The sequence below is a fragment of the Micromonospora pisi genome (assembly GCF_003633685.1).
GTDB classification, from domain to species: Bacteria; Actinomycetota; Actinomycetes; order Mycobacteriales; family Micromonosporaceae; genus Micromonospora_G; species Micromonospora_G pisi.
The window spans coordinates 5,973,042-5,996,880 of sequence record NZ_RBKT01000001.1 but is presented as its reverse complement, the minus strand read 5'-3'; the positions used below and the strand labels follow the sequence as shown (position 1 = coordinate 5,996,880).

At 71.3% G+C, this 23,839-nt stretch carries 21 protein-coding genes and 1 pseudogene; 6 read left to right on the top strand and 16 right to left on the bottom strand.

The window, feature by feature from the left end; genetic code table 11:
• The first annotated feature begins 207 nt into the window (after positions 1 to 207).
• The 4 genes from BDK92_RS25720 (at position 208) to BDK92_RS25705 (ending at position 2,244) form a co-directional block, all read left to right on the top strand.
• Complete coding sequence (locus BDK92_RS25720; protein ID WP_121159016.1) at positions 208 to 669, top strand: hypothetical protein; 462 nt, start codon at positions 208 to 210, stop codon at positions 667 to 669.
• Positions 666 to 1,088 carry a ferritin-like domain-containing protein gene (locus tag BDK92_RS25715; protein WP_121159015.1) on the top strand — a complete coding sequence of 141 codons (423 nt, stop codon included), beginning with the start codon at positions 666 to 668 and terminating at the stop codon, positions 1,086 to 1,088. Before BDK92_RS25720 ends, BDK92_RS25715 begins: the two co-directional genes overlap by 4 nt.
• Positions 1,089 to 1,152: 64 nt before the next feature.
• Entirely contained in the window at positions 1,153 to 1,695 is a 543-nt protein-coding gene (locus tag BDK92_RS25710) for a PadR family transcriptional regulator (protein ID WP_121159014.1), read from the top strand.
• A 45-nt stretch (positions 1,696 to 1,740) separates the two neighbouring features.
• Positions 1,741 to 2,244, top strand: a complete 504-nt coding sequence (locus BDK92_RS25705) for a nitroreductase family deazaflavin-dependent oxidoreductase (protein WP_121159013.1) — start codon at positions 1,741 to 1,743, stop codon at positions 2,242 to 2,244.
• Positions 2,245 to 2,267: 23 nt separating this feature from the next.
• On the opposite strand, the gene BDK92_RS25700 is transcribed toward BDK92_RS25705, so the two are convergent.
• The 7 genes from BDK92_RS25700 to pcaF form a co-directional block, all read right to left on the bottom strand.
• Positions 2,268 to 2,984, bottom strand: a complete 717-nt coding sequence (locus BDK92_RS25700; RefSeq protein ID WP_121159012.1) for a VIT1/CCC1 transporter family protein — start codon at positions 2,982 to 2,984, stop codon at positions 2,268 to 2,270.
• Entirely contained in the window at positions 2,981 to 3,838 is an 858-nt protein-coding gene (gene map / locus BDK92_RS25695) for a type I methionyl aminopeptidase (RefSeq protein ID WP_121159011.1), read from the bottom strand. Before map ends, BDK92_RS25700 begins: the two co-directional genes overlap by 4 nt.
• 124 nt (positions 3,839 to 3,962) lie before the next feature.
• Entirely contained in the window at positions 3,963 to 5,096 is a 1,134-nt protein-coding gene (locus tag BDK92_RS25690) for an ATP-binding SpoIIE family protein phosphatase (RefSeq protein ID WP_170208684.1), read from the bottom strand.
• Positions 5,097 to 5,222: 126 nt separating this feature from the next.
• On the bottom strand, positions 5,223 to 5,777 hold the full coding sequence (locus BDK92_RS25685) for a pyridoxamine 5'-phosphate oxidase family protein (RefSeq protein WP_121159009.1): 555 nt from the start codon (positions 5,775 to 5,777) through the stop codon (positions 5,223 to 5,225).
• Between the two features lie 357 nt (positions 5,778 to 6,134).
• Positions 6,135 to 6,626, bottom strand: coding sequence for a DUF456 domain-containing protein (locus tag BDK92_RS25680; RefSeq protein WP_425462258.1), 492 nt, complete (start codon positions 6,624 to 6,626; stop codon positions 6,135 to 6,137).
• 13 nt (positions 6,627 to 6,639) lie between these two features.
• On the bottom strand, positions 6,640 to 8,808 hold the full coding sequence (locus BDK92_RS25675; RefSeq protein ID WP_246017242.1) for a putative bifunctional diguanylate cyclase/phosphodiesterase: 2,169 nt from the start codon (positions 8,806 to 8,808) through the stop codon (positions 6,640 to 6,642).
• A 241-nt stretch (positions 8,809 to 9,049) separates the two neighbouring features.
• On the bottom strand, positions 9,050 to 10,270 hold the full coding sequence (gene pcaF, locus BDK92_RS25670; RefSeq protein ID WP_121162573.1) for a 3-oxoadipyl-CoA thiolase: 1,221 nt from the start codon (positions 10,268 to 10,270) through the stop codon (positions 9,050 to 9,052).
• Positions 10,271 to 10,340: 70 nt separating this feature from the next.
• Here pcaF and BDK92_RS25665 point away from each other — a divergent pair, with 70 nt between their 5' ends.
• Positions 10,341 to 10,976: a DUF998 domain-containing protein gene (locus BDK92_RS25665; RefSeq protein WP_121159007.1), complete on the top strand. Its 636-nt coding sequence runs from the start codon at positions 10,341 to 10,343 to the stop codon at positions 10,974 to 10,976.
• A gap of 64 nt (positions 10,977 to 11,040) precedes the next feature.
• Here the strand turns inward: BDK92_RS25665 and BDK92_RS25660 are convergent, their stop codons facing one another.
• The 5 genes and pseudogenes from BDK92_RS25660 to BDK92_RS25640 all read right to left on the bottom strand — a co-directional run bounded on the left by BDK92_RS25660 (position 11,041) and on the right by BDK92_RS25640 (position 16,997).
• On the bottom strand, positions 11,041 to 12,285 hold the full coding sequence (locus BDK92_RS25660; protein ID WP_121159006.1) for a sugar ABC transporter permease: 1,245 nt from the start codon (positions 12,283 to 12,285) through the stop codon (positions 11,041 to 11,043).
• 166 nt (positions 12,286 to 12,451) lie between these two features.
• Positions 12,452 to 13,282 (bottom strand): annotated as a pseudogene (locus tag BDK92_RS25655) (ATP-binding cassette domain-containing protein); the annotation flags it as partial.
• A gap of 138 nt (positions 13,283 to 13,420) precedes the next feature.
• Positions 13,421 to 14,548: a sugar ABC transporter substrate-binding protein gene (locus BDK92_RS25650; protein WP_246017240.1), complete on the bottom strand. Its 1,128-nt coding sequence runs from the start codon at positions 14,546 to 14,548 to the stop codon at positions 13,421 to 13,423.
• 243 nt (positions 14,549 to 14,791) lie between these two features.
• Complete coding sequence (locus tag BDK92_RS25645; RefSeq protein ID WP_121162572.1) at positions 14,792 to 15,631, bottom strand: GNAT family N-acetyltransferase; 840 nt, start codon at positions 15,629 to 15,631, stop codon at positions 14,792 to 14,794.
• Between the two features lie 109 nt (positions 15,632 to 15,740).
• Positions 15,741 to 16,997, bottom strand: a complete 1,257-nt coding sequence (locus tag BDK92_RS25640; protein WP_121162571.1) for an MFS transporter — start codon at positions 16,995 to 16,997, stop codon at positions 15,741 to 15,743.
• 150 nt (positions 16,998 to 17,147) lie between these two features.
• Between BDK92_RS25640 and BDK92_RS25635 the strand changes: the two genes are divergently transcribed.
• Positions 17,148 to 17,723, top strand: a complete 576-nt coding sequence (locus BDK92_RS25635) for a PadR family transcriptional regulator (protein WP_121159004.1) — start codon at positions 17,148 to 17,150, stop codon at positions 17,721 to 17,723.
• Positions 17,724 to 17,840: 117 nt separating this feature from the next.
• On the opposite strand, the gene ispG is transcribed toward BDK92_RS25635, so the two are convergent.
• From ispG to BDK92_RS25615, 4 genes are all read right to left on the bottom strand, one after another.
• Complete coding sequence (gene ispG / locus BDK92_RS25630) at positions 17,841 to 19,013, bottom strand: flavodoxin-dependent (E)-4-hydroxy-3-methylbut-2-enyl-diphosphate synthase (RefSeq protein ID WP_121159003.1); 1,173 nt, start codon at positions 19,011 to 19,013, stop codon at positions 17,841 to 17,843.
• Positions 19,014 to 19,020: 7 nt separating this feature from the next.
• Positions 19,021 to 20,271: a M50 family metallopeptidase gene (locus BDK92_RS25625; protein ID WP_121159002.1), complete on the bottom strand. Its 1,251-nt coding sequence runs from the start codon at positions 20,269 to 20,271 to the stop codon at positions 19,021 to 19,023.
• A complete protein-coding gene (gene dxr, locus BDK92_RS25620) occupies positions 20,271 to 21,482 on the bottom strand; it encodes a 1-deoxy-D-xylulose-5-phosphate reductoisomerase (protein WP_121159001.1) in 1,212 nt (403 codons plus the stop codon). Before dxr ends, BDK92_RS25625 begins: the two co-directional genes overlap by 1 nt.
• Before the next feature lie 117 nt (positions 21,483 to 21,599).
• Complete coding sequence (locus BDK92_RS25615) at positions 21,600 to 23,759, bottom strand: MMPL family transporter (RefSeq protein WP_121159000.1); 2,160 nt, start codon at positions 23,757 to 23,759, stop codon at positions 21,600 to 21,602.
• Between the last annotated feature and the right edge of the window lie 80 nt (positions 23,760 to 23,839).

Below are 23,839 nucleotides of genomic sequence, written 5' to 3'. Positions count from 1 at the left end.
TGCGCCACCGGGCGAAGACGCGCCCGGCGGCTGCGCAGAGCGTAACGCGCGGGCCGACCGGCGAGCCGGGCGGCGCACCGACCGGGCCCCGGCGCTGGGTGCCGGCCTTGCGCTCGGGCCGCAGCGCCCATGGTGTTGACTTGGCCGGTGCGGACCGCGGACACGAATCCAAACTCGCGCGTACGGGGACGGTCCCGACGCGACGTCATGCGTGCGGTCGGGCTGGTGGCGCTGGCCACCGGAGCCGGGTCACTGGGCGCGTGCGGCCTCTTCGACGACGAGCAGGTGCCGCCACCACCCGATCCGCTCGCCGTACTGGTGACCAACGCGCTCGACCTCGCCGGCCGGTACGACGCCGCGGTGGTCGCCTTTCCAGAGCTGGCCGATCGGCTCGGCCCGGTCGCGCAGGCCCATCGCGCGCATGCCGAGGAACTCGCGCGGGTGACCCGCACCACACTGCCGAACGGCGCCGCGACCCCCGGCGCGACCGGGGAACCCTCCGCCCCCGCCACCGGGGACCAGAAAGCCACCCTGGCGTTGCTGCGCGCGGCCGAGACCGAGGGGCGGCAGACCATGGCCAAGGCCTGCCTCGACGCACCCCCGGAGCGGGCCGCCCTGCTCGGCTCGATCGCCGCGGCCCGTGCCACCCACCTGGAGGTGCTCCGATGAGCGCGGCGCTGGAGGCGGCACTCACCGCCGAGTACGCGGCGATCTTCGCGTACGGGCCGATCGGGGTGCGGCTCAAGGGTGCCGCCGCGACCGACGCCCGCGCCGCCGAGGCCGCGCACCGGACCCGGCGCGACGCCCTCGTGCTGCTCCTGACCACGGGCGGGGGTAAGGCCCCGGCCGCCGCGGCCAGCTACGAGCTGCCGTTCCCGGTGACCGACGCGGCGGCGGCGGTGCGGTTGGCGGTGGAGATCGAGGAACGTACCGCCGGGATCTGGCGCGCGGCGCTCGCCGGGACCACCGGGGCGGAGCGCGAGCGGGCCCTCGACGCGCTGACCGACTGCGCGGTACGGGCCACCCGCTGGCGGCGTAGCGCCGGGATCAACCCGGTCACGGTGGCCTTCCCGGGGCGCCCGGCCTGACCTGTCAGCGGCCCTCCCGCTGCCGAGTTGCCAGCGGGATACCGGGTATACATACTCGGTAGCCGTGTCCATCCGCTACGGCCTGCTCGCCCTGCTCGAACGCGGGCCGATGTACGGCTACCAGCTCCGTTCCGCCTTCGAGGATTCGATCGGGGCCGCCTGGCCGCTCAACATCGGTCAGGTCTACACCACCCTCGGCCGCCTCGTCCGGGACGGACTCGTCCGCGCCCTACCCGAACACGAGGCGGGGCAGCGCCCGTACCAGATCACCGAGGCCGGGCGGAGGGCGCTCGCCTCCTGGTTCGACACCGCGGTCAACCACACCGACCGGCCCCGCGACGAATTGACGATCAAGCTGGCACTGGCACTCGCCACGCCCGGCGTCGACGTCGCCACGGTGGTGAGCACCCAGCGCGCGGCGACCAAACGGGCGTTGCAGGAGTTCGTCCGGCGCAAGGTCCGGGAGACCTCGACGGAGAACGTCTCCGGACGGCTGGTGCTCGATGCGATGATCTTCCAGACCGAGGCCGAGATCCGTTGGCTGGACCACTGCGCGGAGAGCCTGACCGCTCCGTCGGCCCCGACAGCCGGCGCCGAACAGCCGTAACGGCGCGGGGCTGTTCTTTTCTATGATTCCCGGCACACTGGCACGATGTCCGCACTAGGTACGATCGCCCGCCGGTTCAGCCACCGGCGCTGGTTCGCCCGGACCGTCCGGTTCGTCGTGCCGCTCGATCGGCTGATCGGCCGACTGACCAAGGGCCGGGTGGTGGCACTCGGCATCGCCCCGTCGCTGATCATCACCACCACGGGTCGCCGTTCCGGGCAGCCGCGCAGCAATCCCCTGCTCTACGTACGCGACGGCGAGGCGTACGTGGTGATCGGGTCCAACTGGGGTCAGACCCAGCACCCGGCCTGGTCACTCAACCTGCTCGCCGACCCGTCCGCCACGGTCACCCTCGACGGGACCCGGATTCCGGTCCGGTCCACCCTGGCGCAGGGAGCCGAACGGGAGCGTCTCTGGCGGCTGCTCCTGGCGGAGTGGCCGGCCTACCAGACCTATGTGGAGCGGGCCGGCGGACGCGACATCCGGATCTTCCGACTGGCTCCGGACGGGGCCGCCGAGCCGGGCGGAACCGACCCCCGGCGGCCCTGAACCCCGCCGCCAGGGATCGCGGATCAGCCGAGCGGACCGCCCAGCCCGATCAACCGCCCCACCAGGTACGTGACCAGCGCCGCCGCCATCCCGAGCAGCAGTTGCCGGCCACCGCTCATCCACCACGGGCGGTTGGTGAACCGGGCGACCAGCGCACCGGCCACGAAGAGCCCCAGCGCGCCGACGCCGAGCGCCAACCAGAGGCTGGTGAAGCCCACCAGATAGGTGAGCAACGGCACCAGGGCACCGATCGAGAAGCAGACCAGCGAGAGGATCGCGGCGGTCCACGGGCTGGGCTGCTCGTCCGGGTCGACACCCAGTTCCTCGCGTACGTGCACCCGCAGCGCCTCGTCCGGGTTGTTCCCCAGCGCGACGGCGACCTGCTCGGCGAGTTCCCGGGGCAGGCCGCGCCGTACCCAGCTGTCGGCCAGCTCCCGCGCCTCCGCCTCCGGGTGGCGCTCCAACTCGCGCCGCTCCTTGGCGACCTCGGCGGCCAACTGCTCGTTCTGCGACCGGACGCTGGTGTACTCACCGAGCCCCATCGAGATCGCACCGGCGACCAGGCCGGCCACGCCGGTCACCACGATGGTGTGCGGCGTGACGCCACCACCGCCGACACCGGCGATCAACGCGATGTTGGTGACCAGACCGTCCATCGCGCCGAAGACCGCCGGGCGCAGCCAACCGCCGGAGACGTCGGCGTGATGGTCCTCGCGAACTGCCGCGGGCACGTCGGTCATGGCAGGGTGAGGATCTCGTGACCGTCCTCGGTGACCAGGATCGTGTGTTCGAACTGGGCCGTCCAGCGCCGGTCCTTGGTCACCACCGTCCAGCCGTCGGCCCACATGTCGTACTCGTGCGTGCCGAGCGTGATCATCGGTTCGATGGTGAAGGTCATCCCGGGCTCCATCACGTCGGTCGGCCGGGGGCTGTCGTAGTGCGGCACGTAGAGCCCGCTGTGGAAGGTCTCGCCGATGCCGTGGCCGGTGAAGTCGCGTACGACGCCGTAGCCGAAGCGGCGGGCGTAGGACTCGATCACCCGACCGATGACGTTGATCTGGCGACCGGGAGCGACCGCCTTGATCCCCCGCATCATCGCCTCGTGGGTCCGCTCCACCAGCAGCCGCGCGGACTCGTCCACCGCGCCGACGCAGAACGTGGCGTCGGTGTCGCCGTGTACGCCGTCGACGAAGGCGGTGACGTCGACGTTGATGATGTCGCCGTCCTCCAGCACCGTGGAGTCCGGGATGCCGTGGCAGATGACCTCGTTCAGGCTGGTGCAGCAGGACTTGGGAAAGCCCCGGTAGCCGAGGGTCGACGGGTACGCGCCATGGTCGACGAGGAACTCGTGCACCACGCGGTCGATCTCGTCGGTGGTGACGCCCGGCTTGCAGTGTTCACCGGCGAGCTGGGTGGCCTGGGCCGCGAGCCGGCCGGCGACCCGCATCTTCTCGATCGTCTCCGCCGTCTGGACGTGCGACCCGCGCCACTGCCTGGGGCGCGTCTTGCCGACGTATTCCGGTCGCGCGATGTGCGGCGGCACCGGCCGCCACGGCGAGAGCGTGCCTGGGGTGAGGGGTGCGCGGACGGTCATGACGTCCAGCCTATCGCCGGGCCCTGGAGCGCTCACCGCACCGTGACACCCCGCCACGAGCGGCGCCGGCAGCACGGTCGCACGTACGTCGCTCCGGCCCCGTCGGGCCGGCCCGCGAGCGGAATCAGTTGGCCAACCGCCGCCAGAAGGTGACCTCGGTTCCCGCCGAGGTGCGTTGGACGCTCAGCTCACCGAGCGCCCGGATCAGCGCCAGTCCCCGGCCGCGGAACCCCGGGTCGTCGTCGGACTCCCGCCACTGGCCGCTGTCGCGTACGGTCGCCACCACCGTGCCGTCGGCGACCGTCACCTCGACGGTGATGCTCCGCTCGGCGGGCGACACGGGGTGCTCGATCGCGTTGGCCGCCGCCTCGGAGACCGCGACGACCAGATCGAACAGATCGGGCTCGCCCACCCCGTGCACGGTGAGGAAATCGACCAGCCGCTTGCGCAGTGCGGCCAGTCGGGTCGGATCCGCCGGCAGGCGCAGGGCGAGGCGCTCGGGGGCGGTGTCGGCGAGCAGCAGAACTGCCACGTCCTCGGCCCGGGGGCGGCGCGGTGCCTGGACAAAACGGACCTGGACCAGTTCCTCGATCTCCTCCTCGGCCGGCCCGTGCGGAATCGCCGCGACCGGCCCCCCACCCTCCTGCCGGGTGACGAGGTCACTCGCGACCTGACCGGGGCTCCCGGGGACCGGGCCACGACGGCCCCCCGCCCTGACGGTGGAGTGCGTCGGGACCTGGTTGGGCTGGTGGAACAGCAGTCGCGCCCCGGACGCCAGACGGGTCTCGACCGTCTCGTAGCTGGTGTCCGACCGCTCCCCGACCGGGGGGCCGAGCGGTTGCCGGTGCAGCAGGTCGATCTGCCCTTCGGGGCCGAGGCAGAGCGGCGACGGATGTCCGGCACTGGCGTAGCAGAGCTGCCCGGTGCCCGGGTCGAACTGGAGACAGAGCACGATCGCGTCCCACCGGCGACGGGCGTGGCCGAACTGGTGGTTGAGGCGGGTGAGGGCGGATCCGGGAGGGACGCCGGCGAGGAGGTGGGCCAGCAACGCCGTACGGAGCTGACCCATCGCGGCCATCGCGAGCACGCCGGTGTCGAGGACCTCACCCACCACCAGCACCAGATGGCCGTCACCGCGAGTGACCGCGTCGTACCAGTCGCCGCCCGCCACCAGGTCGGCCTCGTCGGCGACCTGCCGCAGCCCGTACACCGGGCGGGCGTGCCGCCACCTGCCGTCTGTCGCCGGGCCCGAACTCATTTCGCCTCCCGCTTCGGTGGGTGCGTGGGGGTGCCCTCGCGCCCTCTCACCGTGCCCGCCCATGTACCCGATCCGACCAGCGCCGTAACGCGTTGACCGAGGTGAGTTGGCCGGGAGGCCGACCGGTCAGGAGAGGACCGGCAGCCCGTCGATGCTGGTGCTGTTGCGGCTGGCCCGGTATTCGGCCAGTTCGGTCGGGCCGCGCCGGGAATGCGCCTGGATGAGTAGGTCGCGGTCCCCCTGGTAACTCATCAGTGGCACCGCGAAGCCGCAGGAGTCGCTGACCCGTTCGACCTCGACGGTGATGACGGACCGTAGCGCGTGCAGATCGGGCGCCTCGGGAAAGGCGTCCAGCAGTGCGGCGCAGCGCGGGTCGTCGACCAGTACGGCGTCACCGCGACCGTGCAGCCGGAGCACCTTCGGCGGCCCGTCGAAGGCGCAGAACATGATCGTTATCCGACCGTTCTGCCGCAGATGCGCGAGGGTTTCCGCGCCGCTGCCCAGGTAGTCGAGGTACGCCACCCGGTCGGTGCCGAGAATCGTGAAGGTGCCGCTCATGCCCTTCGGGCTGAGATTGACATGGCCGTCCGGCCCGGAGGGCGCGGTGGCCACGAAGAACATCGGCTGTGCCTGGATGAAGTCACGAAGTCGGGCGTCGATTCCCGGGTATATCTTCCCCATCACGCGATGGTGACATGTCCGGTACGCGACCTGTGGTCCCGTTCCCGGCAGGCGGACCGGGCGGCCACCCCGATGATCGCCGCCGCCGGGGTAATCGCGTTGCCGAACCAGCGGAGGGCGGCGCATCCTGGTGGACATGCCGGGGCGGCGGCCACCGGTCACCCGCGCCGCCCGGTACACCCGGGCCCACGTCGGGTCCTCGGACGACCCGGCGTACGCGACGGCGCGGGACGCGGTCACCTCTCTCCCGCACGGCGTCGCCGTGCCAACGCCCGTCCCGCGTCGTCGCACCCACCATCACCGTGCCGCCCCGAACGCCACCCGGGGTCCGGCTCGCCTGCCCGCGACAGCGGGACGTCAGACGACCGCCAGACCGATCACCCAGGTCAGGGCGATGGCGAGACCGACGCCGAGTTCGACCAGCATGGCCAGGCCGGCCGCCTTGAGCGCGTCCTTGGTGGACGGCCAGGCGAGCCGCGAATCGCCCAGGCGCAACCGCTCGGCCAGCCACACCCCGAGTACGAACCCGCCGATCAGGCCCACCACCGGCACCACGAAGAACCCCACCAGGCCGAGTACGCCACCGGCGAGCAGAGTGCTGTTCGGCACCCCGGTCCGTTTCAGGTTCCGGCCCGGCCAGGCGTACTTGATCACGGTGCCGATCAGGGTCAACGCGGTGGCGATCCCGAGCACCACCCACCTGCCCAAGCCGGCGTCGTCGAAGATCGCCCAGAGCAGCACCCCGCCCCAGCAGAGCGGAAGGGCCGGGAGCACCGGCATGAGCACGCCGACGATGCCGGCGACGATGAGCAGCCCGGCGACGAGGGTGACGAGGGAATCGGTGTCCATCAGATCCACCCGGTCAGCCTGCCCTACCCGGGGCGGTTTCGCGTAGCCGCGCGGTGATGCCCTCGGCCGCCACCGGCGCACCGTAGAAGAGCCCCTGCCCGGTGTCGCAGTTCAGCGCCCGCAACCGGTCGGCCTGCCTGGCCGTCTCCACCGCCTCCGCTGTCACCGACAGGCCCAGCGCGTGCGCCAGCCGGACCAGTGCGTCCACGATCCGCTCGTCGACCAGGGCGAGCGCGTCACCGGACCGGATCCCCTCGACGAACGGGGCGGCGAGCTTGAGCGAGTGGATCGGCAGCCGCCGCAGGTACGCCAGGTTCGAGTAGCCGGTGCCGAAGTCGTCGATGGCGAGGCGTACGCCGAGCGCGGCGAGTCGGCGCAGCGAACGTACCGGCTCGCCGCCGGTGGCCATGACCGCGCTCTCGGTGATTTCGAGTTGGAGCAGTTCGGCCGGGAACCCGGTGTCCCGCAGCACCTCGGCGACCATGTCGACCACACCCGGGTCGTTCGCCTGCCGTACGGCCAGGTTGACGCTGACCACGAGTCGGGTGTCGGGGAACTCGCGCCGCCAGCGACTGCCGTACGCGCACGCCTGGTGCAGCACCCACCGGCCGAGCCGGATGATCAGACCGGTCTCCTCGGCCAGCCCGATGAACTGGTCCGGGCCGAGCAGTCCCAGCTCCGGATGCCGCCATCGGACCAGCGCCTCGACCGCGCGCAACGAGCCGTCGGTCAACGCCACGATCGGCTGGTAGTCCACGGTGAACTCGCCACGCTCCAGGGCGGCCGGCAACACCGCGGCGAGCCCCGCGCGGGCGTTGTCCCGGGCACCCCGCTCGGCGTCGTACACCGCCCACCGCCCCCGGCCGTCCGCCTTGGCCCAGTAGAGGGTGGCGTCGGCGGCCTTCATCAAATCGGTCGGGCAGGTGTCGGCGAGCGGCCCCTCGACCAGGCCGATGCTCGCCGAGACCTCGAGCTGCTGGTCCCCCACCTGCACCGGCTCGGCCACGGTGGACAGCGCCGCCTTCGCCACGTCGACCACCTCGTCCGGGCCATCGCTGCGCTCAACCAGGATGACGAACTCGTCGCCACCCATCCGGGCCACCAGGTGACCCCGGGCGGAGACCGACGCGGCCAACCGTTGCGCCACCACCACCAGCAGCCGGTCGCCGAGGTCGTGTCCGAGACTGTCGTTGATCGCCTTGAAGCCGTCGAGGTCGAGGAAGCAGAGGCCGACCCGGTCGGTCGGTTTGCCGTCGGCGAAGACCGCCGCCAGTCGATCGAAGAAGAGGGTACGGTTCGGCAGCCCGGTCAGCGGGTCGTGCAGCGCCTGGAAGCGCAGCCGCTGCTGGAGCTCGTACCGTTGGGTGATGTCCTCGACCATGGCCACGACGAACCTGGGCCGGCCGTCGTCGTGCCGGATGAGGGAGAGCGCCAGGTCGGTCCAGACGACGCTGCCGTCCTTGCGGCGGTAGCGCTTCTCGACCCGGGCCGCCTCCCGCTTGCCCTCAACCAGCTCCTGGTAGAGCTCGGCCAACGGCCCGACGTCCTCCGGGTGGCAGAACTCGGTCACCTGCCGGTCACGCAGCTCGGTGACGGCGTAACCGAGCATCTCGGCGAAGACCTGGTTGAGGTCGATGATCCGGCCGCTGGTGTCGGCGATGCCGATGCCGAGCGCGGCGCCGGAGAAAACCGCCCGGAACCGCGCCTCACTGTCCCGCAACGCCTGCTCGGTCTCGTCCCGTGCCTGCCAGGCCGACCGGCTGATCCGCTCCTGCTGGCTGAAGGTCAGCTCGCGCAGCGCCCGCGCGAAGCCGGCCGCCAGGCCGCCCTGCAACCGGGCGATCCGGTGCCGTACCGCCGGTGAATCGGGCTGCTCGGGCAGGACCGCGTTGGCGAACCCGGCGCCGAGGGCGCGGACCGACCAGTCAAGCATGGCCGGGTCGGTGAGGTGCGCACCGACCAGTTCCCGGCCCACGTCGTCGGCCGGGTCGGCGCTGAACGGCTCGGCGAGCAACGCCTGCGCCAGGCGCACCGCGTGTACGGCGAGCAGCCGCTCGGTCTCGGCGCCACTCATCGGCACGAAGCCGAGACGGGCCATCGCGGCGGCCCACTGCTGTGCGTACCGCTGCACACCGGCCCGGCTGAACTCCTCGCCGCTGGTCGGTGGGACGGGGGCCGGCACCGCTACCCGCCGAGCTGTTCCGGGTGGTCCACCCGGTCGCCGGCAAGCGCCGGCTCGGCGTCCCCAGTGGACGGATCTACCTCCGGGCGAAGTTCGTCAGGCAGTTGCATGGTCCGCCTCAGCTCGTTCCGCCGGTCCCCGACCGGCCCGTGGAGCCATCGAGCATACGCGTGGACGGGCCGCCCGTGGCCCCACCAAAAGTCCGTACGCTCAGCCCTTCGGTGCCGGTCCACCGCGACGCTCAGCCCCTTGGTGGCTGGTCCGCCGCCTCGAGCATCAGCGCGATTCCCTGACCGACCCCGATGCACATCGCGCAGAGCGCCCGCCGTGCTCCCCGGTGTCGCAGTTCCAGCGCGGCGGTCAACGCCAGCCGGGCACCGCTGGCACCGAGCGGGTGCCCGAGCGCGATCGCCCCACCGTTCGGGTTGACGTGCTCGGCGTCCTCCGGCAGCCCCAGTTCCCGCAGGACCGCCACCGCCTGGGCGGCGAACGCCTCGTTCAGTTCGACCACGTCGACCTCGCCCAGGGTGAGGCCGAGCCGGTCGAGCAGCCGCCTGGTGGCCGGCACCGGACCGATCCCCATCACCCGGGGCGGCACCCCGACGGCCGCCGATCCGGTGATCCGGGCCAGCGGGGTCAGCCCGTACCGCCGGACCGCCTCGGCGCTGGCGACCAACACCGCCGCGGCACCGTCGTTGACCCCGGAGGAGTTGCCGGCGGTCACCGTGCCGCCGTCCCGGAACGGCGTCGGCAGTGCCGCGAGCCGCTCGATCGTCGTCTCCCGTGGGTGCTCGTCGAGCGTGACCAGCCGGGTCTCCCGACGACCGGCCGGAACCTCGATCGGCACGATCTCCTCGGCCAACCGGCCACTGGCCTGCGCGCGGGCGGCCCGCTGCTGGGACCGGAGGGCGAACGCGTCCTGTGCCGCCCGGTCGACGCCGTACTCGGCGGCCACGTTCTCGGCCGTCTCCGGCATCGCGTCGGTGCCCCAGCCGCGCTGCATCAGCGGGTTGACGAAGCGCCAGCCCAGGGTGGTGTCGTAGATCTCGGCCGCGCGGGAGTAGGGGGTGGTCGCCTTCGGCTGCACGAACGGGGCGCGGCTCATGCTCTCCACCCCGCCGGCCAGCACGAGGTCTGCCTCACCGGCGATGACGGCGCGGGCGGCGATCCCGATCGCGTCGAGGCCCGATCCGCAGAGGCGGTTGACCGTGGTGCCGGGCACGCTTTCCGGGAGACCGGCGAGCAGGGTCGCCATCCGGGCCACGTTGCGGTTGTCCTCGCCGGCCTGGTTGGCGCAGCCAAGCACCACGTCGTCCACCGCCGTCCAGTCGACGTCCGGGTGACGGGCCACGAGTTCCCGGATCACGTGCGCCGCGAGGTCGTCCGGGCGTACCCCGGCGAGTGCGCCGGCGTACCGGCCGATCGGGGTACGGACACCGGAAACGAGATATGCCACTGTCACGCCGGGCAGCATAACGATCCACTGTCGGGCTCACCGGCGGCGGCCGGGACGCCGGGGATAGTTTGTTCCCATGCGCCGGACCATGGTCGCGCGCGGCGCCGCGGCCTGCGTGCTGGCGGGCACGGTCACCGTGACCCTCGCCGTCGTCGTCGGCCCCACCTCCGCCCTGACCGGGTACGTCAGCGAGGCCGGCGTGGGCGCCAGCGGGTACGTCACCGCGTACCGGCTCGGGGTTCTCGGGGTGGCCGTCGCCCTGCTCCTCTTCGCCACCGCACTGGTCCAGGTGCTGCGTCCGGCGGCCGGGCTGCTCGCCGCGGGCGCCGCCGGTACGGGCCTGTCCGCCTCGGTCCCGTGCAGCGCCGGTTGTCCGCTCCCGCCGTTCGAACCGACCACCGCCGCCGGCCTGGTGCACGGCAGCGCCAGCATCGCGGCGGTCGCGTGCGTGGTCTTCGCCATGCTGATGGTGGCCTGGTCCGCCGAGGTGTCACCGCTGCTGCGCCGACTCGGCCTGGTCGGGGTGGCGCTGGCTCTCCCGCTCTCCGCGACGATCGGGGTGGCGATGCTGACTGTCGGCCGGTCGACACTGGTCGGGGTGGTCGAGCGGGCGCTGCTCGGGGTGATCGCGCTCTGGTTGATCACCAGCACGCTGGCGGCCAGTTCCAGCAGCGCCGCCCCACCCCCGCCACCACCCCCCTCCGGGAGGTAAGGAAGGGCCCCTTGTTATCGGATTCCGTAGAGGAAGGGGCCCTTCCAAACACCTTCGGCGGTGCTCAGCCTCGGCCGGTGGTCCGGCGACCCCGGCGGGAGAGGGAGTCGAGGATGACCGCGGCCAGCAGCACCCCGGCAGTGATCATGAAACGTACCGACGAGTTGAGCTGGAGCAGGAACATGCCCGAGGTGATCGACCCGAGCACCAGGCTGCCGAGCAGCGCGCCGTAGGTCGAGCCCCGGCCCCCGAAGAGGCTCACCCCGCCGATGACGGCGGCGGCGATCGCGATGAGCAGGGTGTCGGCGGCCCCGGTGGACTGGCCGGCGGAGAACCCGCGCGAGGCGGTCAGCACTCCGCCGAAAGCGGCGAAGGCGGAGGAGAGGGCGAAGACCGAGATCCGGATCAGCGAGACGTTGATGCCGGCCCGGCGCGCCGCCTCGACGTTGCCGCCGACGGCGAAGATGCTCCGGCCGTACCGGGTCCGGCGGAGCACCAGGTCGACCAGGATCACCAGACCAACGAAGATCAACAACGCCACGGGTACGCCCTGCCAGGCATTGAGTACGCCGACCGCGGCGAAGATCAGCACCGCCAGCCCGAGCACCCGCAGCAGCGAGGCCAGCACACCCCGGGTCGGGAGTCCGGCCTTGATCCGGCGCCGGGTGTCCACCAGCACCGCCGCGGCGTAGACGGTCACCGCGACCGCGCCGATCACCCAGCCCGAGATCTCGTCCAGGTTGGTGTGGGTCAGTCCGCCGATCAGACCCGTGTACGGAAGGTTGATCGTCCCCTCCGGGCTGAGCAGGTAGAGCTGCAAACCCTGCCAGCCGATGTTTCCGGCCAGGGTGACGATGAACGCCGGTACGCCGAGCCGGGCGAAGATGCTGCCCTGGAAGATGCCGATCAGGATGCCGAACAGTACGGCGACGATGATCGCCGCCACATCGCCCCAACTGTTGCGCACACTCAGTACGGCCAGCAGCGCGGCGGCCACGCCGGCCACCGAGCCGACCGACAGGTCGATCTCGCCGAGCAGCAGGACCAGCACGATACCGACGCTGATCGTGCCGGTGGCGGCGATCTGCAACGCGAGGTTGGACAGGTTCTGCGGGCTGAGGAAGGCGTCGTTGAGCGACTGGAAGACCGCCCAGATGACGATCAGGCCGATCACCACCGGCCAGGCACCGAGTTCGCCACCGCGCAACCGGCGCCGGATCACGTCCAGCGGTCCGGACGCCCCCTGGTCGGCCGGGTGTTGGAGGCCGTCCCCAGCGGGCGGCTCCGGGCTCGTGGTCGCCGTACTCATGCCGAGACCTCCCGCCGTGTCACGTCCGCTCCTCCGGTTTGGGGGAGTCGGCCCCGCCGTCCGTGCCAGCCGGCCCGCCCGTGCCAGCCGGCCCGCCCGTGCCACCCGGCCCGGAACCAGACGCGGGCGAGCCGGGCCCGGTGGAACCAGCCGGAGTCGAGCCGGGCTCGGTGGCGCCGGTCGCCGTGGCGCCGGGTTCCGGCGCGCCGGCCAGCCCACCGCCGCCGGTCGCCGCCGAGCGGGCCCGGCGCCGGGTCACCGCGTTGTCGAGCGCACCGGTGATGGCCTGGACGATCTCCTCCTGGCTGGTCCGCCGCTGGTCGAAGATCCCGGCGTTGCGACCGAGCCGCAGCACCACCACCCGGTCCGCGACCGCCTTGACGTCGGCCAGGTTGTGGCTGATCAGGAGTACGCCGAGACCCCGTTGCTTGAGCCGTTCGATCAGGTCCAGCACCTCGGCGGTCTGGGCCACCCCGAGCGCGGCCGTGGGCTCGTCGAGCAGCACCAGCTTCGGGTCGCCGAGCAGCGAGCGGGCGATGGCGACGGACTGCCGCTGACCACCGGAGAGCCCGGCGGCCGGCAGCCGCACGGAGGGGATCTTCACCGAGAGGCTGACCAGCAGTTCCCTGGCCCGCCGTTCCATCGCAATCTCGTCGATCACCAGGCTCCGGGTCAGTTCGCGGCCGAGGTACAGGTTGGCCACGACGTCGAGGTTGTCGCAGAGGGCGAGGTCCTGGTAGACGGTGGCGATGCCGAGCCCGGTGGCGTCGGCCGGCTTGGTGATCTGCACCGGCCTGCCCTGCCAGCGAATCTCCCCGCTGTCGGCGGGATTGACGCCAGCGATCACCTTGATCAGCGTCGACTTACCGGCGCCGTTGTCGCCGACCAGCGCGACCACCTCGCCGGGGTAGACATCGAGCCCGACGTCGGCGAGCGCTTCCACCGCGCCGAACCGCTTGGAGATGCCCGACATGGCGAGCACCGGTGTGTCGGCCACCGCCCTCACCCCGTTTCAGATCAGGAGACGCCTGCGAAAATCAGGAGTTGTCCGTGGCGATCCGGCGACCCGGCACCGGCGACCGCCCGGCGGCGATCACGAGGTGATCCCGGACGATCATGCTGGCCGCCCGGCCGGTCAGGAGATTCCGGCGGCCGCGCAGGGCTGGGCGAACGCGCCGGTGCAGATCTGCGCCGCGGTGTAGAACCCGTCCTTGATCACCGTGTCCTTGATGTTGCTCTTGGTCACCGCAACCGGTTCCAGCAGCACCGAGGCGACGTCCTTGGTCCCGTTGTTGCGCATGGTGGTCGACTGGGCGGTGAAGTCCTTCCCGGTCGCCGCGTCGATCGCCATCTGGCCGGCGACGTCCGCCTCGGGTTTGATCGACTTGAACACGGTCATGAACTGGTCACCGGAGACGATTCGCTGGACCCCGGCGAGTTCCGCGTCCTGTCCGGTGACCGGCGGCAACGGCGTACCGAATCCGGCACCCTTCATGGAGGCGATGGCACCACCGGCCATGCCGTCGTTCGCCGCGTAGACCCCGATCACCCGGTCCCGTCCGATCGCGGTGATCGCCTGGTCCATCTCCTGCTGAGCCCGGTCCGGGGACCAGTCCGGGGTGTCGAACTCGTTGCCGATGTTGACCTTTCCGTCCAGTACGGAATGGGCCCCGGCCTTGAAGTCGGCGGCGTTCGGGTCGGTCGGCGAACCGTTGATCATGACGATGTCGCCGCGTTTCGGGTCCTGCCCGTTCGCACTCAACTGGTCCAGCAGCGCCTGCCCCTGCACCATCCCGACCCGGCGGTTGTCGAAGGAGACGTAGAAGCTGACCGGCCCGGAGGCGAGCCGGTCGTACGACACCACCGGCACCTTCTGCGCCTGGGCGTTGTTCACGATCGCGCCGGCCGCCTTGGCGTCGACCGGGTCGAGGATCATCACCTTGATGCCCTGGGTCAGCATCGCCTCGGCCTGTGACTGCTGCTTGGCCGGATCCTGGTCGGCGTTCTGGTAGAGCACCTGGCACTTGGGGCAGAGTTCGCCGAGCTTGGCCTGGATCAGCGGCCGGTCGAAGGTCTCGTACCGGGTGGTCTTCGACTCGGGCAGCAGCAGGCCGATTTTGAAGCCGTCGTTGACGTTCGCGTTGCCGGTCGCGGTGCCGCTCCCGCCGTCCTTGTCGTCGCCGCCGCCGCAGCCGGCGACGGCGAGCCCGGCCACGAGCAGCGCGCTGGTCACGCGCACGGCGGCACGAAGTCTCGTTGACACGTCTACCTCCTGGCCTAGCCGACCCCGCCGACCCACCACCGTGGCAGCGGATTCACATTTGCCCTGCTTGTCAGCTTGGCGGAAGTAAGCAGTCTTTGGAGCTGCTTTGCCAGCATCAGCCGATGGCGAACGGGATCGGCACGTGAACGACCGAGCCGGCCCCGTACGCGGCCGGGACCGCAATGGTGGCCGGACCCGGACGGTCGCTCAGAACAGGGCAACGGCCCAGAACAGGACGACGGCTCAGAACAGGATGGTGGCGAAGGTACCGACCGGACGGAAGCCGCAGCGCTCGTACACCCGGCGGGCCGGCACGTTGTAGTCGTTGACGTACAGGCTGACGGTCGGGGCGACCCGGGTCAGCGCGTCCGAGACCACAGCGGCCATGGCCGCGGCGGCGATCCCCCGCCCGCGCCAGGCGGGCGCCACCCAGACGCCCTGGATCTGCGCGGTACGCCGGGTCACGACCGCGAGTTCGGCCTTGAAGACCACCTGACCGTCGACGACGCGGGCGTACGCCCGCCGCGACCGGACCAGGTCGGCCACCCGGCGCCGGTAGCTGCGACCGCCATCCTCCGCCAGCGGCGAGACGCCCACTTCCTCGGTGTACATCGCCACCGCCGCCGGAAAGAGCAGGTCCACCTCGCCCGGCCGGACCGGACGCACGTGCGGGTCGGGCGCGATGGCCGGGGTCGCCCCGGTCGCCAGCAACGGCTGGTTCGGGCGTACGTCCCGGGCCGGTCCCCAGTGCGCGGAGAGCTGGTCCCAGAGGCCGAGCACCTCGTCGGCCCGCCCGACGATAGAGGAGCAGAACCGGTCCTCGGCGGCGAGCAGCTCAGCGAAGGCCGTGATCGCCGATGCGGTGGCGCGTACGGGAGTGAGCTGGCCGCCGACCCAGCAGAGCGACTCGATGTCGCGCTCGGCCCCGTAGCCGTAGACCCGCCCGTCCGCCCGCCACCAGGAGAGACCATGGGCAGCGATCCGCTCGGCCACCTGGGCGGCCGCGTACGGCTCGAGGTCGAGCAATCGTTCGACCTCGCCCCGCTCTGCTTCGCCGAGTTGCCGCACCGGAACCATCAGCACACCACCAGCGTGCCAGACGAGCGACCAACAGCGCCGGGCGACGTCCACCCCCGCCCCGGGAGAAGGAAGGGCCCCCTGTTATCGCATTTGGTAGAGGAAGGGGCCCTTCCTAACCGGCGGACGGGGTGGCGGTGGAGCGCGAGGCGGTGGCGGGAGTGGGCGGGGTGGGGGTGAGTGGGCGGGTTCGGGCGGCCCAGCGGACCACCGGTGGCTGCGCCGCGCCGAGCAGCGCGAAGAGTACGGCGAGCACCAACCAGCCCGGGGCGCCCCAGCCCACCGCGAGGCTGGTCACCAGCACCGGCGCCAGCATGCTGCCGAGTTGCATACCCATCCCGTAGGCGCCCTGGTACTGCCCCTGGGCGTGCGCCGGCGCCAGCCCGAAGGAGATGCCCCAGCCGGCGGCGGAGTGCCAGAGTTCGCCGACCACGTGGACCAGCGCGCCGGCCACCAGCAACCCGACCGCCACCGGGGTCGGTACGCCGCCGCTGGCCGCGTAGAGCAGGCAGGCGCCACCGATGGCGAGTCCGGCCCGACGGGCGGCCCGGGCGGCTCCGGTGAGCTGTTCGGTGCCGCGTGAGGCGCGTACCTGGAACAGCACGATGACCGTGGTGTTCACCAGCAGCAGCACCGAGATGAGCCAGCGTGGTGCGTCGGTGTGTTGGGCGATCCAGAGCGGCAGCGCGATGTTGAGCAGGCCGAAGTGCATGGACATCAGCCCATCCAGCACGGTGAAGGCGAGGAACGGCCGGTCGCGCAGCGCGATCAGGCGTGGCCCGTGTCCGGGTCCGGCCACGACCGGGATCGGCGCCAGCGGGATCAGGACCAGGGCGGCGACGGCCAGGCTGCCCGCGTTGACGCAGATCAGGGTCACGTACGCGGCCCGGGTGTCGGCGGCGAGACCGACACCGCCCAGCACCGTGCCGATCGAGATGCCGACGTTGGTGGTGGCCCGCAGGTACGCCCGGGTACGCACCCGCTGGTCCGGCGGCACCGCCCCGGCGATCATGGCGCCGCGTGCGCCACGGAACGCGGCGTCGCTCAGTGCGGTGGCGATACCGACCGCGAGGAACTGCGGGAACGAGTGGACCGCGATCAGCGCCCCGGTGAACCCGGCCGATGCGAGCAGGCCGAGCAGCTGGACACCGCGCGGGCCGTACCGGTCGGCCAGGTAGCCCATGGGCGCGCTGGCGATCAGGCTGACCAGCGCGGTCACAGTGAGGCCGAGACCGACCTGGGTCACGCTGAGCCCCACCGACCGGGTGAGGAAGAGCGCGCTCGCGGTCAACCAGATGCCCCGTCCGACGGTCTGCACCAGGGTGGAGATGGCGAGGATCCGGGCCGGTCCGGGTTCTGGCAGAAGTGGCATGACCTTCACCTAACCGTACGAGCGTACGGTTTGTCGCCCGGATATTGCCAGGGTCACGTCAGGTGGAGAAGCCCAAAGCTTCCGAGACTTGTCGGCGATGCATTGCCGATATATCGTTAAGCCATCAGCGATAGTCACTGGAGGAGTTACATGAGCTTCCACCGAAGGATGCACGCGATGCACGAAGAGTCCCGGATGCGCGGCTTCGGCTTCCCGCCGTTCGGGCCGCCCGGCGGCCACGGACCCCACGGTCACGGCCGGGGACGCGGCCGGGGACGGGGACGCCGGCCGAACGTACGCGGCGCCGTACTGGCCCTGCTCACCGAGCGGCCGATGCACGGCTACGAGATGATCCAGGAGCTCGATTCCCGCACCGGCGGCGCCTGGCGCCCGAGCCCCGGGTCGATCTACCCGACCCTGCAACTACTCGAGGACGAGGGCCTGATCGTCGCCACCCCGGCCGAAACCGGCGGCGGGCGCAAGCGGTTCAGCCTCACCGAGGCGGGCCAGGCGGAGGCGACCGAGGCGGCACAGACACCGCCCTGGGAGGAATTCGCCCAGGACACGATCAACAGTTGGCAGGAGATCCGCGACGCCGGCTTCCAGGCGATGAACGCGCTGCGGCAGGTGATGGTCAACGGCACCGACGAGCAGCGCGAGCGCGCCGCCCAGGTGCTCGAGGAGACCCGGCGCAAGCTCTACGCGATCCTCGCCGAGACGGAGTAACACGGCAGATGTCGGCAGGACAACCGACAGCCACAGAAGTTTGTCGGGCGGCGTGCCCTCGGCGGGATCAAGCCTGCCCGCCCAGAGCGGGGACGCCGCCCGACAAACCGAGCAAAGCTAGTGCACGGTGACGGTGGGACCGACGATCATGTCCCGCAGCTCCTCAGGGAGCTCGGCTCCCATCTCGTCGGCCAACCGCAGCGCCTCTTCGATCAGGGTTTCGACGATCTGCGCCTCGGGCACGGTCTTGACCACCTGGCCGCGTACGAAGATCTGGCCCTTGCCGTTGCCCGACGCGACGCCGAGGTCCGCCTCCCGGGCCTCGCCCGGTCCGTTCACGACGCAGCCCATCACGGCCACCCGCAGCGGCACCGGCAGCCCTTCCAGACCGGCGGTGACCTCCTCGGCGAGTTTGTAGACGTCGACCTGGGCCCGACCGCAGGACGGGCAGGAGACGATCTCCAGGCCGCGCTCACGAAGACCCAGCGACTCCAGGATCTGGTTGCCGACCTTGATTTCCTCGACCGGCGGCGCGGAGAGCGAGACCCGGATGGTGTCGCCGATCCCCTCGGCCAGCAGCGCACCGAACGCGACGGCTGACTTGATCGTGCCCTGGAACGCCGGACCCGCCTCGGTCACGCCGAGGTGCAGCGGATAGTCGCACTGCTCGGCGAGCTGCCGGTACGCGCGGATCATCACCACCGGGTCGTTGTGCTTGACCGAGATCTTGATGTCCCGGAAGCCGTGCTCCTCGAAGAGCGAGCACTCCCAGAGCGCCGACTCGACCAGCGCCTCAGCGGTGGCCTTGCCGTACTTGCTGAGCAGTCGCTTGTCCAACGAACCGGCGTTGACGCCGATCCGGATCGGCACCCGGGCCGCCTCGGCGGCGCGGGCGATCTCGGCCACCTTGTCGTCGAACTGGCGGATGTTGCCCGGGTTCACCCGGACCGCCGCGCAGCCGGCGTCGATCGCGGCGAAGACGTACTTCGGCTGGAAGTGGATGTCGGCGATCACCGGGATCTGGGACTTCTTCGCGATCGCCGGTAGCGCCTCCACATCGTCCTGGGACGGCACGGCGACCCGGACGATCTGGCAACCGGAGGCGGTCAGCTCGGCGATCTGCTGAAGGGTCGCGTTCACGTCGGCGGTCAGGGTGGTGGTCATCGACTGCACCGAGACCGGCGCTCCACCGCCGACCGGCACCGATCCGACCATGATCTGCCGGCTGTTGCGCCGGGGTGCGAGTGGTGGCGGAGGTACGGCCGGCATACCGAGACTGACAGCGGTCACAGGACACTCACCTTGAGAAGAGCGTGATCGGATTTACCACGTCCGCGGTGACGGTGAGCAGCGTGAACGCCCCACCGATCAGGATCACCACATACGTTACGGGCATCAGCTTGAGATAGTCGACGCGACCCGGGTCGGGTCGCCCGAGTCGCGAGAAAGTCCAGGTCCGGACCCGCTCGAACCAGGCGATCGCGATGTGCCCGCCGTCCAGCGGCAGCAGCGGTAGCAGGTTGAAGATGCCGACGAAGAAGTTCAGCGAGATGAAGAGCAGGACCAGGATCTCCCAGGCGTCGTTGGCGACCGCCTCGCCGCCGAGCCGGCTGGCGCCGACCACGCTGATCGGGGTGTCCGCGTCCCGCTCACCGCCGGTGATCGCGGTCCAGAGGGCGGGGATCTTCTCCGGGATCCGCTGGAGTGCCTGCACGGTGCCGACCGCCATCTCGCCGGTGTAGTCGGCGGTCGCGCCGAACGCGCCGATCGCGCTGTACTTGACCATGCCCGGGGTCTGGATGCTGACGCCGACGCCGAGCGCGGCGACCGGGGAGACCGGGCCGGACGGGTCGCCGAGCGGTGGGCGCTGCACCGAGGCGAGCGGGACCTGCACCTGCTGCGGGTTGCCGTCGCGGACGAAGTCGATCCTCGCCGGGGTGTTGGTCGGCGCACGCCGGATGACGTCGAGCACCTGGCCCCAGGTGGAGACCGGGGCGCCGTTCACTGCCGTGATCCGGTCACCGGTACGGAGCTGCGCCTGCGCGGCCGGGCTCGGCGGATCGTTCGGGGTGCACGCGCGCTGGACGTTCTCGACCACGACACAGTCGGCCAGCGCGATCACCGAGGGCTCCTGCCGGACCTGCGCCTCGGTCTGCGGGAAGTTGGGGTTGGGCAGTCCCATGAAGATCGCCGCGAACCAGAGGGCGACGATCGCGAGCATGAAGTGGGTGATCGATCCGGAGGCCATCACGATGGTGCGCTTCCAGACCGCGAACCGCCACATGGCCCGGGGCTCGTCGGCCGGATCGACGTCGTCGTCCTGTGGCGTCATCCCGACGATCTTGCAGAAACCGCCGAGCGGGATCGCCTTGAGGCCGTACTCGGTCTCACCCCGCTGAAAGGACCAGACAGTCGGACCGAAGCCGACGAAGTAGCGGGTGACCTTCATACCGAAGAGCTTGGCCGTCACCATGTGTCCGGCCTCGTGCAGGCTCACCGAGATGAGAATCCCCAGGGCAATGATCACGACCCCGAGCAGGTACAGCATCAAGCTCCCTTCACCGACATCTCGATGATCTTCCGAGCGTGTTCCCGTGCCCACGACTCCGCCGCGAGCACCTCCTCGACGGTACCCGGTTCGGTCAGGTCCGGAGCCGCCTCCAGGACCCGCTCCAACGTGTCGACGATGCCGAGGAACGGTAGCCGACCCGCCACAAACGCGGCCACGCACTCCTCGTTGGCCGCGTTGTAGATTGCCGGCCGACCCCGGCCGGTCAACCCGGCCTGCTTCGCGAGCTGGACCGCGGGAAAGGCCCCGTCATCCAGCGGCGCGAACTCCCAGCGGTGCGCCGCGCTCCAGTCGACCCCGGCGGCGGCTCCCGGCACCCGGTCCGGCCAGCCGAGGGCGAGCGCGATCGGCAGCCGCATGTCCGGCGGGCTGGCCTGGGCGATGGTGGAGCCGTCGACGAACTCGACCATCGAGTGGATCACCGACTGTGGGTGCACCATCACCTCGATGTCGGCGTACGGCACGTCGAACAGTTCGTGCGCCTCGATCACCTCCAGCGCCTTGTTCACCAGCGTGGCGCTGTTGATCGTGACCACCGGCCCCATGTTCCAGGTCGGGTGCGCCAGTGCCTGTTCCGGTGTGACCTCGGTCAGCTCGTCGCGGCGCCGCCCCCGGAACGGCCCACCGCTGGCAGTGAGCACCAGCCGGCGTACCTCGGACCGGCTCCCGGCGCGCAGGCACTGGGCCAGCGCCGAGTGCTCGGAGTCCACCGGCACGATCTGCCCCGGCCGTCGCATTGCGGCTCGCACGATCGAGCCGCCGGCAACCAGCGACTCCTTGTTCGCCAGGGCGAGCGTACGACCCGCGCGCAGCGCCGCCAGGGTGGGCGCCAGCCCGAGCGAGCCGACCACCCCGTTGAGCACCACCTCGGCCGGCCACTCGGCCAGTTCGGCCATGGCCGACGGGCCAGCGAGGATCTTGGGGATGCGGAAGCCGCCACTCGGGTAACCCCGCTTGGCCGCCTCGGCGTAGAAGGCGAGTTGCAGGTCCTGGGCGGCCGACGCCTTGGCCACCCCGACCGCCTCGACCCCGAACTCCAGGGCCTGCGCGGCGAGTTCCGCCACGTTGCCGCCGCCGGCGCCGAGGGCGACCACCCGGAAACGGTCCGGGTTACGCCGGGCGATGTCGATCGCCTGGGTGCCGATCGACCCGGTCGAGCCGAGCAGGACGATGTCACGGGGAACACTCACCCGGACATTCTCCCGCAACCATGCCGACTACCGGACACCGAGCCTCACCCCCCGCCGGTGACCTGCCGATCAGGTCCCCGTCGAGCCGGTCACGGGCGCCGTGCGACCCAGCCACGATCACGCCTGTTCGGCGGACTCCCGCAGGCCGAACCGTCGGTGGAGCCGGGCGAGCGGGGCCGGTGCCCACCAGTTCCAGCGGCCGAGCAGGCGCATCGTCGCCGGTACGAGCAGCGCCCGGACCAGGGTCGCGTCCACCACGATCGCCACGATCATGCCGACGCCGATCAACTTGATGAAGGTCGTGCCACCGGTGGCGAAGCCGGCCACCACCACGACCAGCAGCAACGCCGCCGCCGTGATGATCCGCCCGGTGTGCTGCAACCCGGTGGCGACCGCGGCGGTGTTGTCGCCGGTCCGGTCCCACTCCTCCCGTACCCGGGAGAGCAGGAAGACCTCGTAGTCGGTGGCGAGCCCGAAGAGTACGGCCAGCATCAGGATCGGGTTGCTCGGCTCGATGAACCCGGTCGGGGTGAAATGCAGCCAGTCGGCGAGGTGCCCGTCCTGGAAGATCCAGACGACCACGCCGAACGAGGCGCCGATCGAGACCAGGTTCATCACCACCGCCTTGATCGGCAGCACCACCGACCCGAAGGCCAGGAAGAGCAGTACCAGCGTGGCCGCCGCCATGATCGCCGCCATCCAGGGCAGCCGCGTACCCAGGCTGTGCAGCAGGTCGGCGTCGACCGCCGGCCGCCCACCGACCAGCACCTCGGCACCGGCCGGACCGGGCAGCCCGCGCAGTTCACGGACCGCCCGCTGCGCGGTCTCGTCGTTCGGCTCCCCCTGGTACGTGACCGAGAGCAGGGTGTGCTCGCCCCGGTTGCCGGCGACCGTGACGCCGGTCACCCCGGCGACCCGGCCGACCCTGTCGGCGAAGGTCCGGGCCGAAGCGATCGGCGCCCCCGAAACCAGGACGTAGATCGGGTTGGCGTTGCCGCCGGGGAACTCCGCGCCGATCCTCTCCGTCACCACCCGGGGCTGCGCGTCGGCCGGCAACACCCGCTCGTCGAACCCGCCGAACCTGATCCCGAGGAACGGCGCGGCGAGCACCGCCAGAACCACGAGCACGCCGACCAGGTAGGGCAGCGGTCGCCGCATCACGCTCCGGGCGAGCCTCGCCCACCCGCCACCGGCCACGCTGGCCCCGCTCGTGGTGGCTGCCGCCCGGGCGGCAGCCCGTCGGCGCGCGCCGGGCAACGGGACCCGCAGCGCGTTGATCCGGCGTCCGAGTACGGCGAGCAGTGCCGGCAGCACGGTCAGCGCGGCGAGCATGGCGACCAGCACCGCCGCCACCCCGCCGAGCCCCATCGAGCGGAGGAACACCTGCGGGAAGATCAGCAGGCTGGCCAGCGCCAGCGCGATGGTCAACCCGGAGATCAGCACGGTACGGCCAGCGGTCGCCATCACCCGGGGAATGGCGTCGTGCGGGTCGTGCCCGGCGGCCAGCTCCTCCCGGAACCGGCTGACCACGAAGAGCGCGTAGTCGATCGCCATGCCGAGCCCGATCAGCGTGATGATGTTGACCGCGAAGACCGACACGTCGGTCACCAGGTGCAGCAGACGTACGGCGACAAAGGCTCCGAGGATCGCCAGCCCGCCGATCAGCAACGGGGTCGCGGCGGCGACCAACCCACCGAAGATCAGGATCAGCAGCACCAGCAGGACCGGCAGGGAGAGCGTCTCCGCCCGGGTGATGTCCTCGGTGGTCTGCTGGTTCGCCGTCACCAGGAACGGCACGTTGCCGCCGATCTGGGTCCGTACCCCGGGGGCTTCCAGTGCCGGCCGCAGCCGCTCGTACGCGGCCGTCCTGCCGTCGTCGCCGTCGGCCCGCAACCGCACCAGCGCGTAGGTGGCGTGCCGGTCGGTGGAGAGCAGCGCCGGCGACCCGGACTGGTACCAGTCGACGACGCCGGCCACCTCGGGCCGTTGCCGGAGCCGCTCCAGGGTGGCGGTGACCGGGCCACGCACCGCCGGCTGGTCCACGGTGGTCGACTCGCTGGAGTAGAGCACCAGTACGTCTGCGCCCTGCTCCCCCAGTTCGGCGACGATCCGCTGCTGGGCCCGGCTGGACTCGCTCGCCGGGTCGTCGAAGCCGCCGCCGGTCAGCGAGCCGAGCAGACCGGTCCCCCAGGTCGCCCCGACGACGACCAGGGCCAGACCGGCGCCGAGCACCGCCCAGCGGAACCGTACGACCGCCGAGCCCCACCAGCCGAACATCGCCGTCCTCCGCGTCCTCGTTGTGCCGCGCGACCTGCCGCATCAAGATCGGGCCTCAGCCTAGGACCCTCCCCGACGGG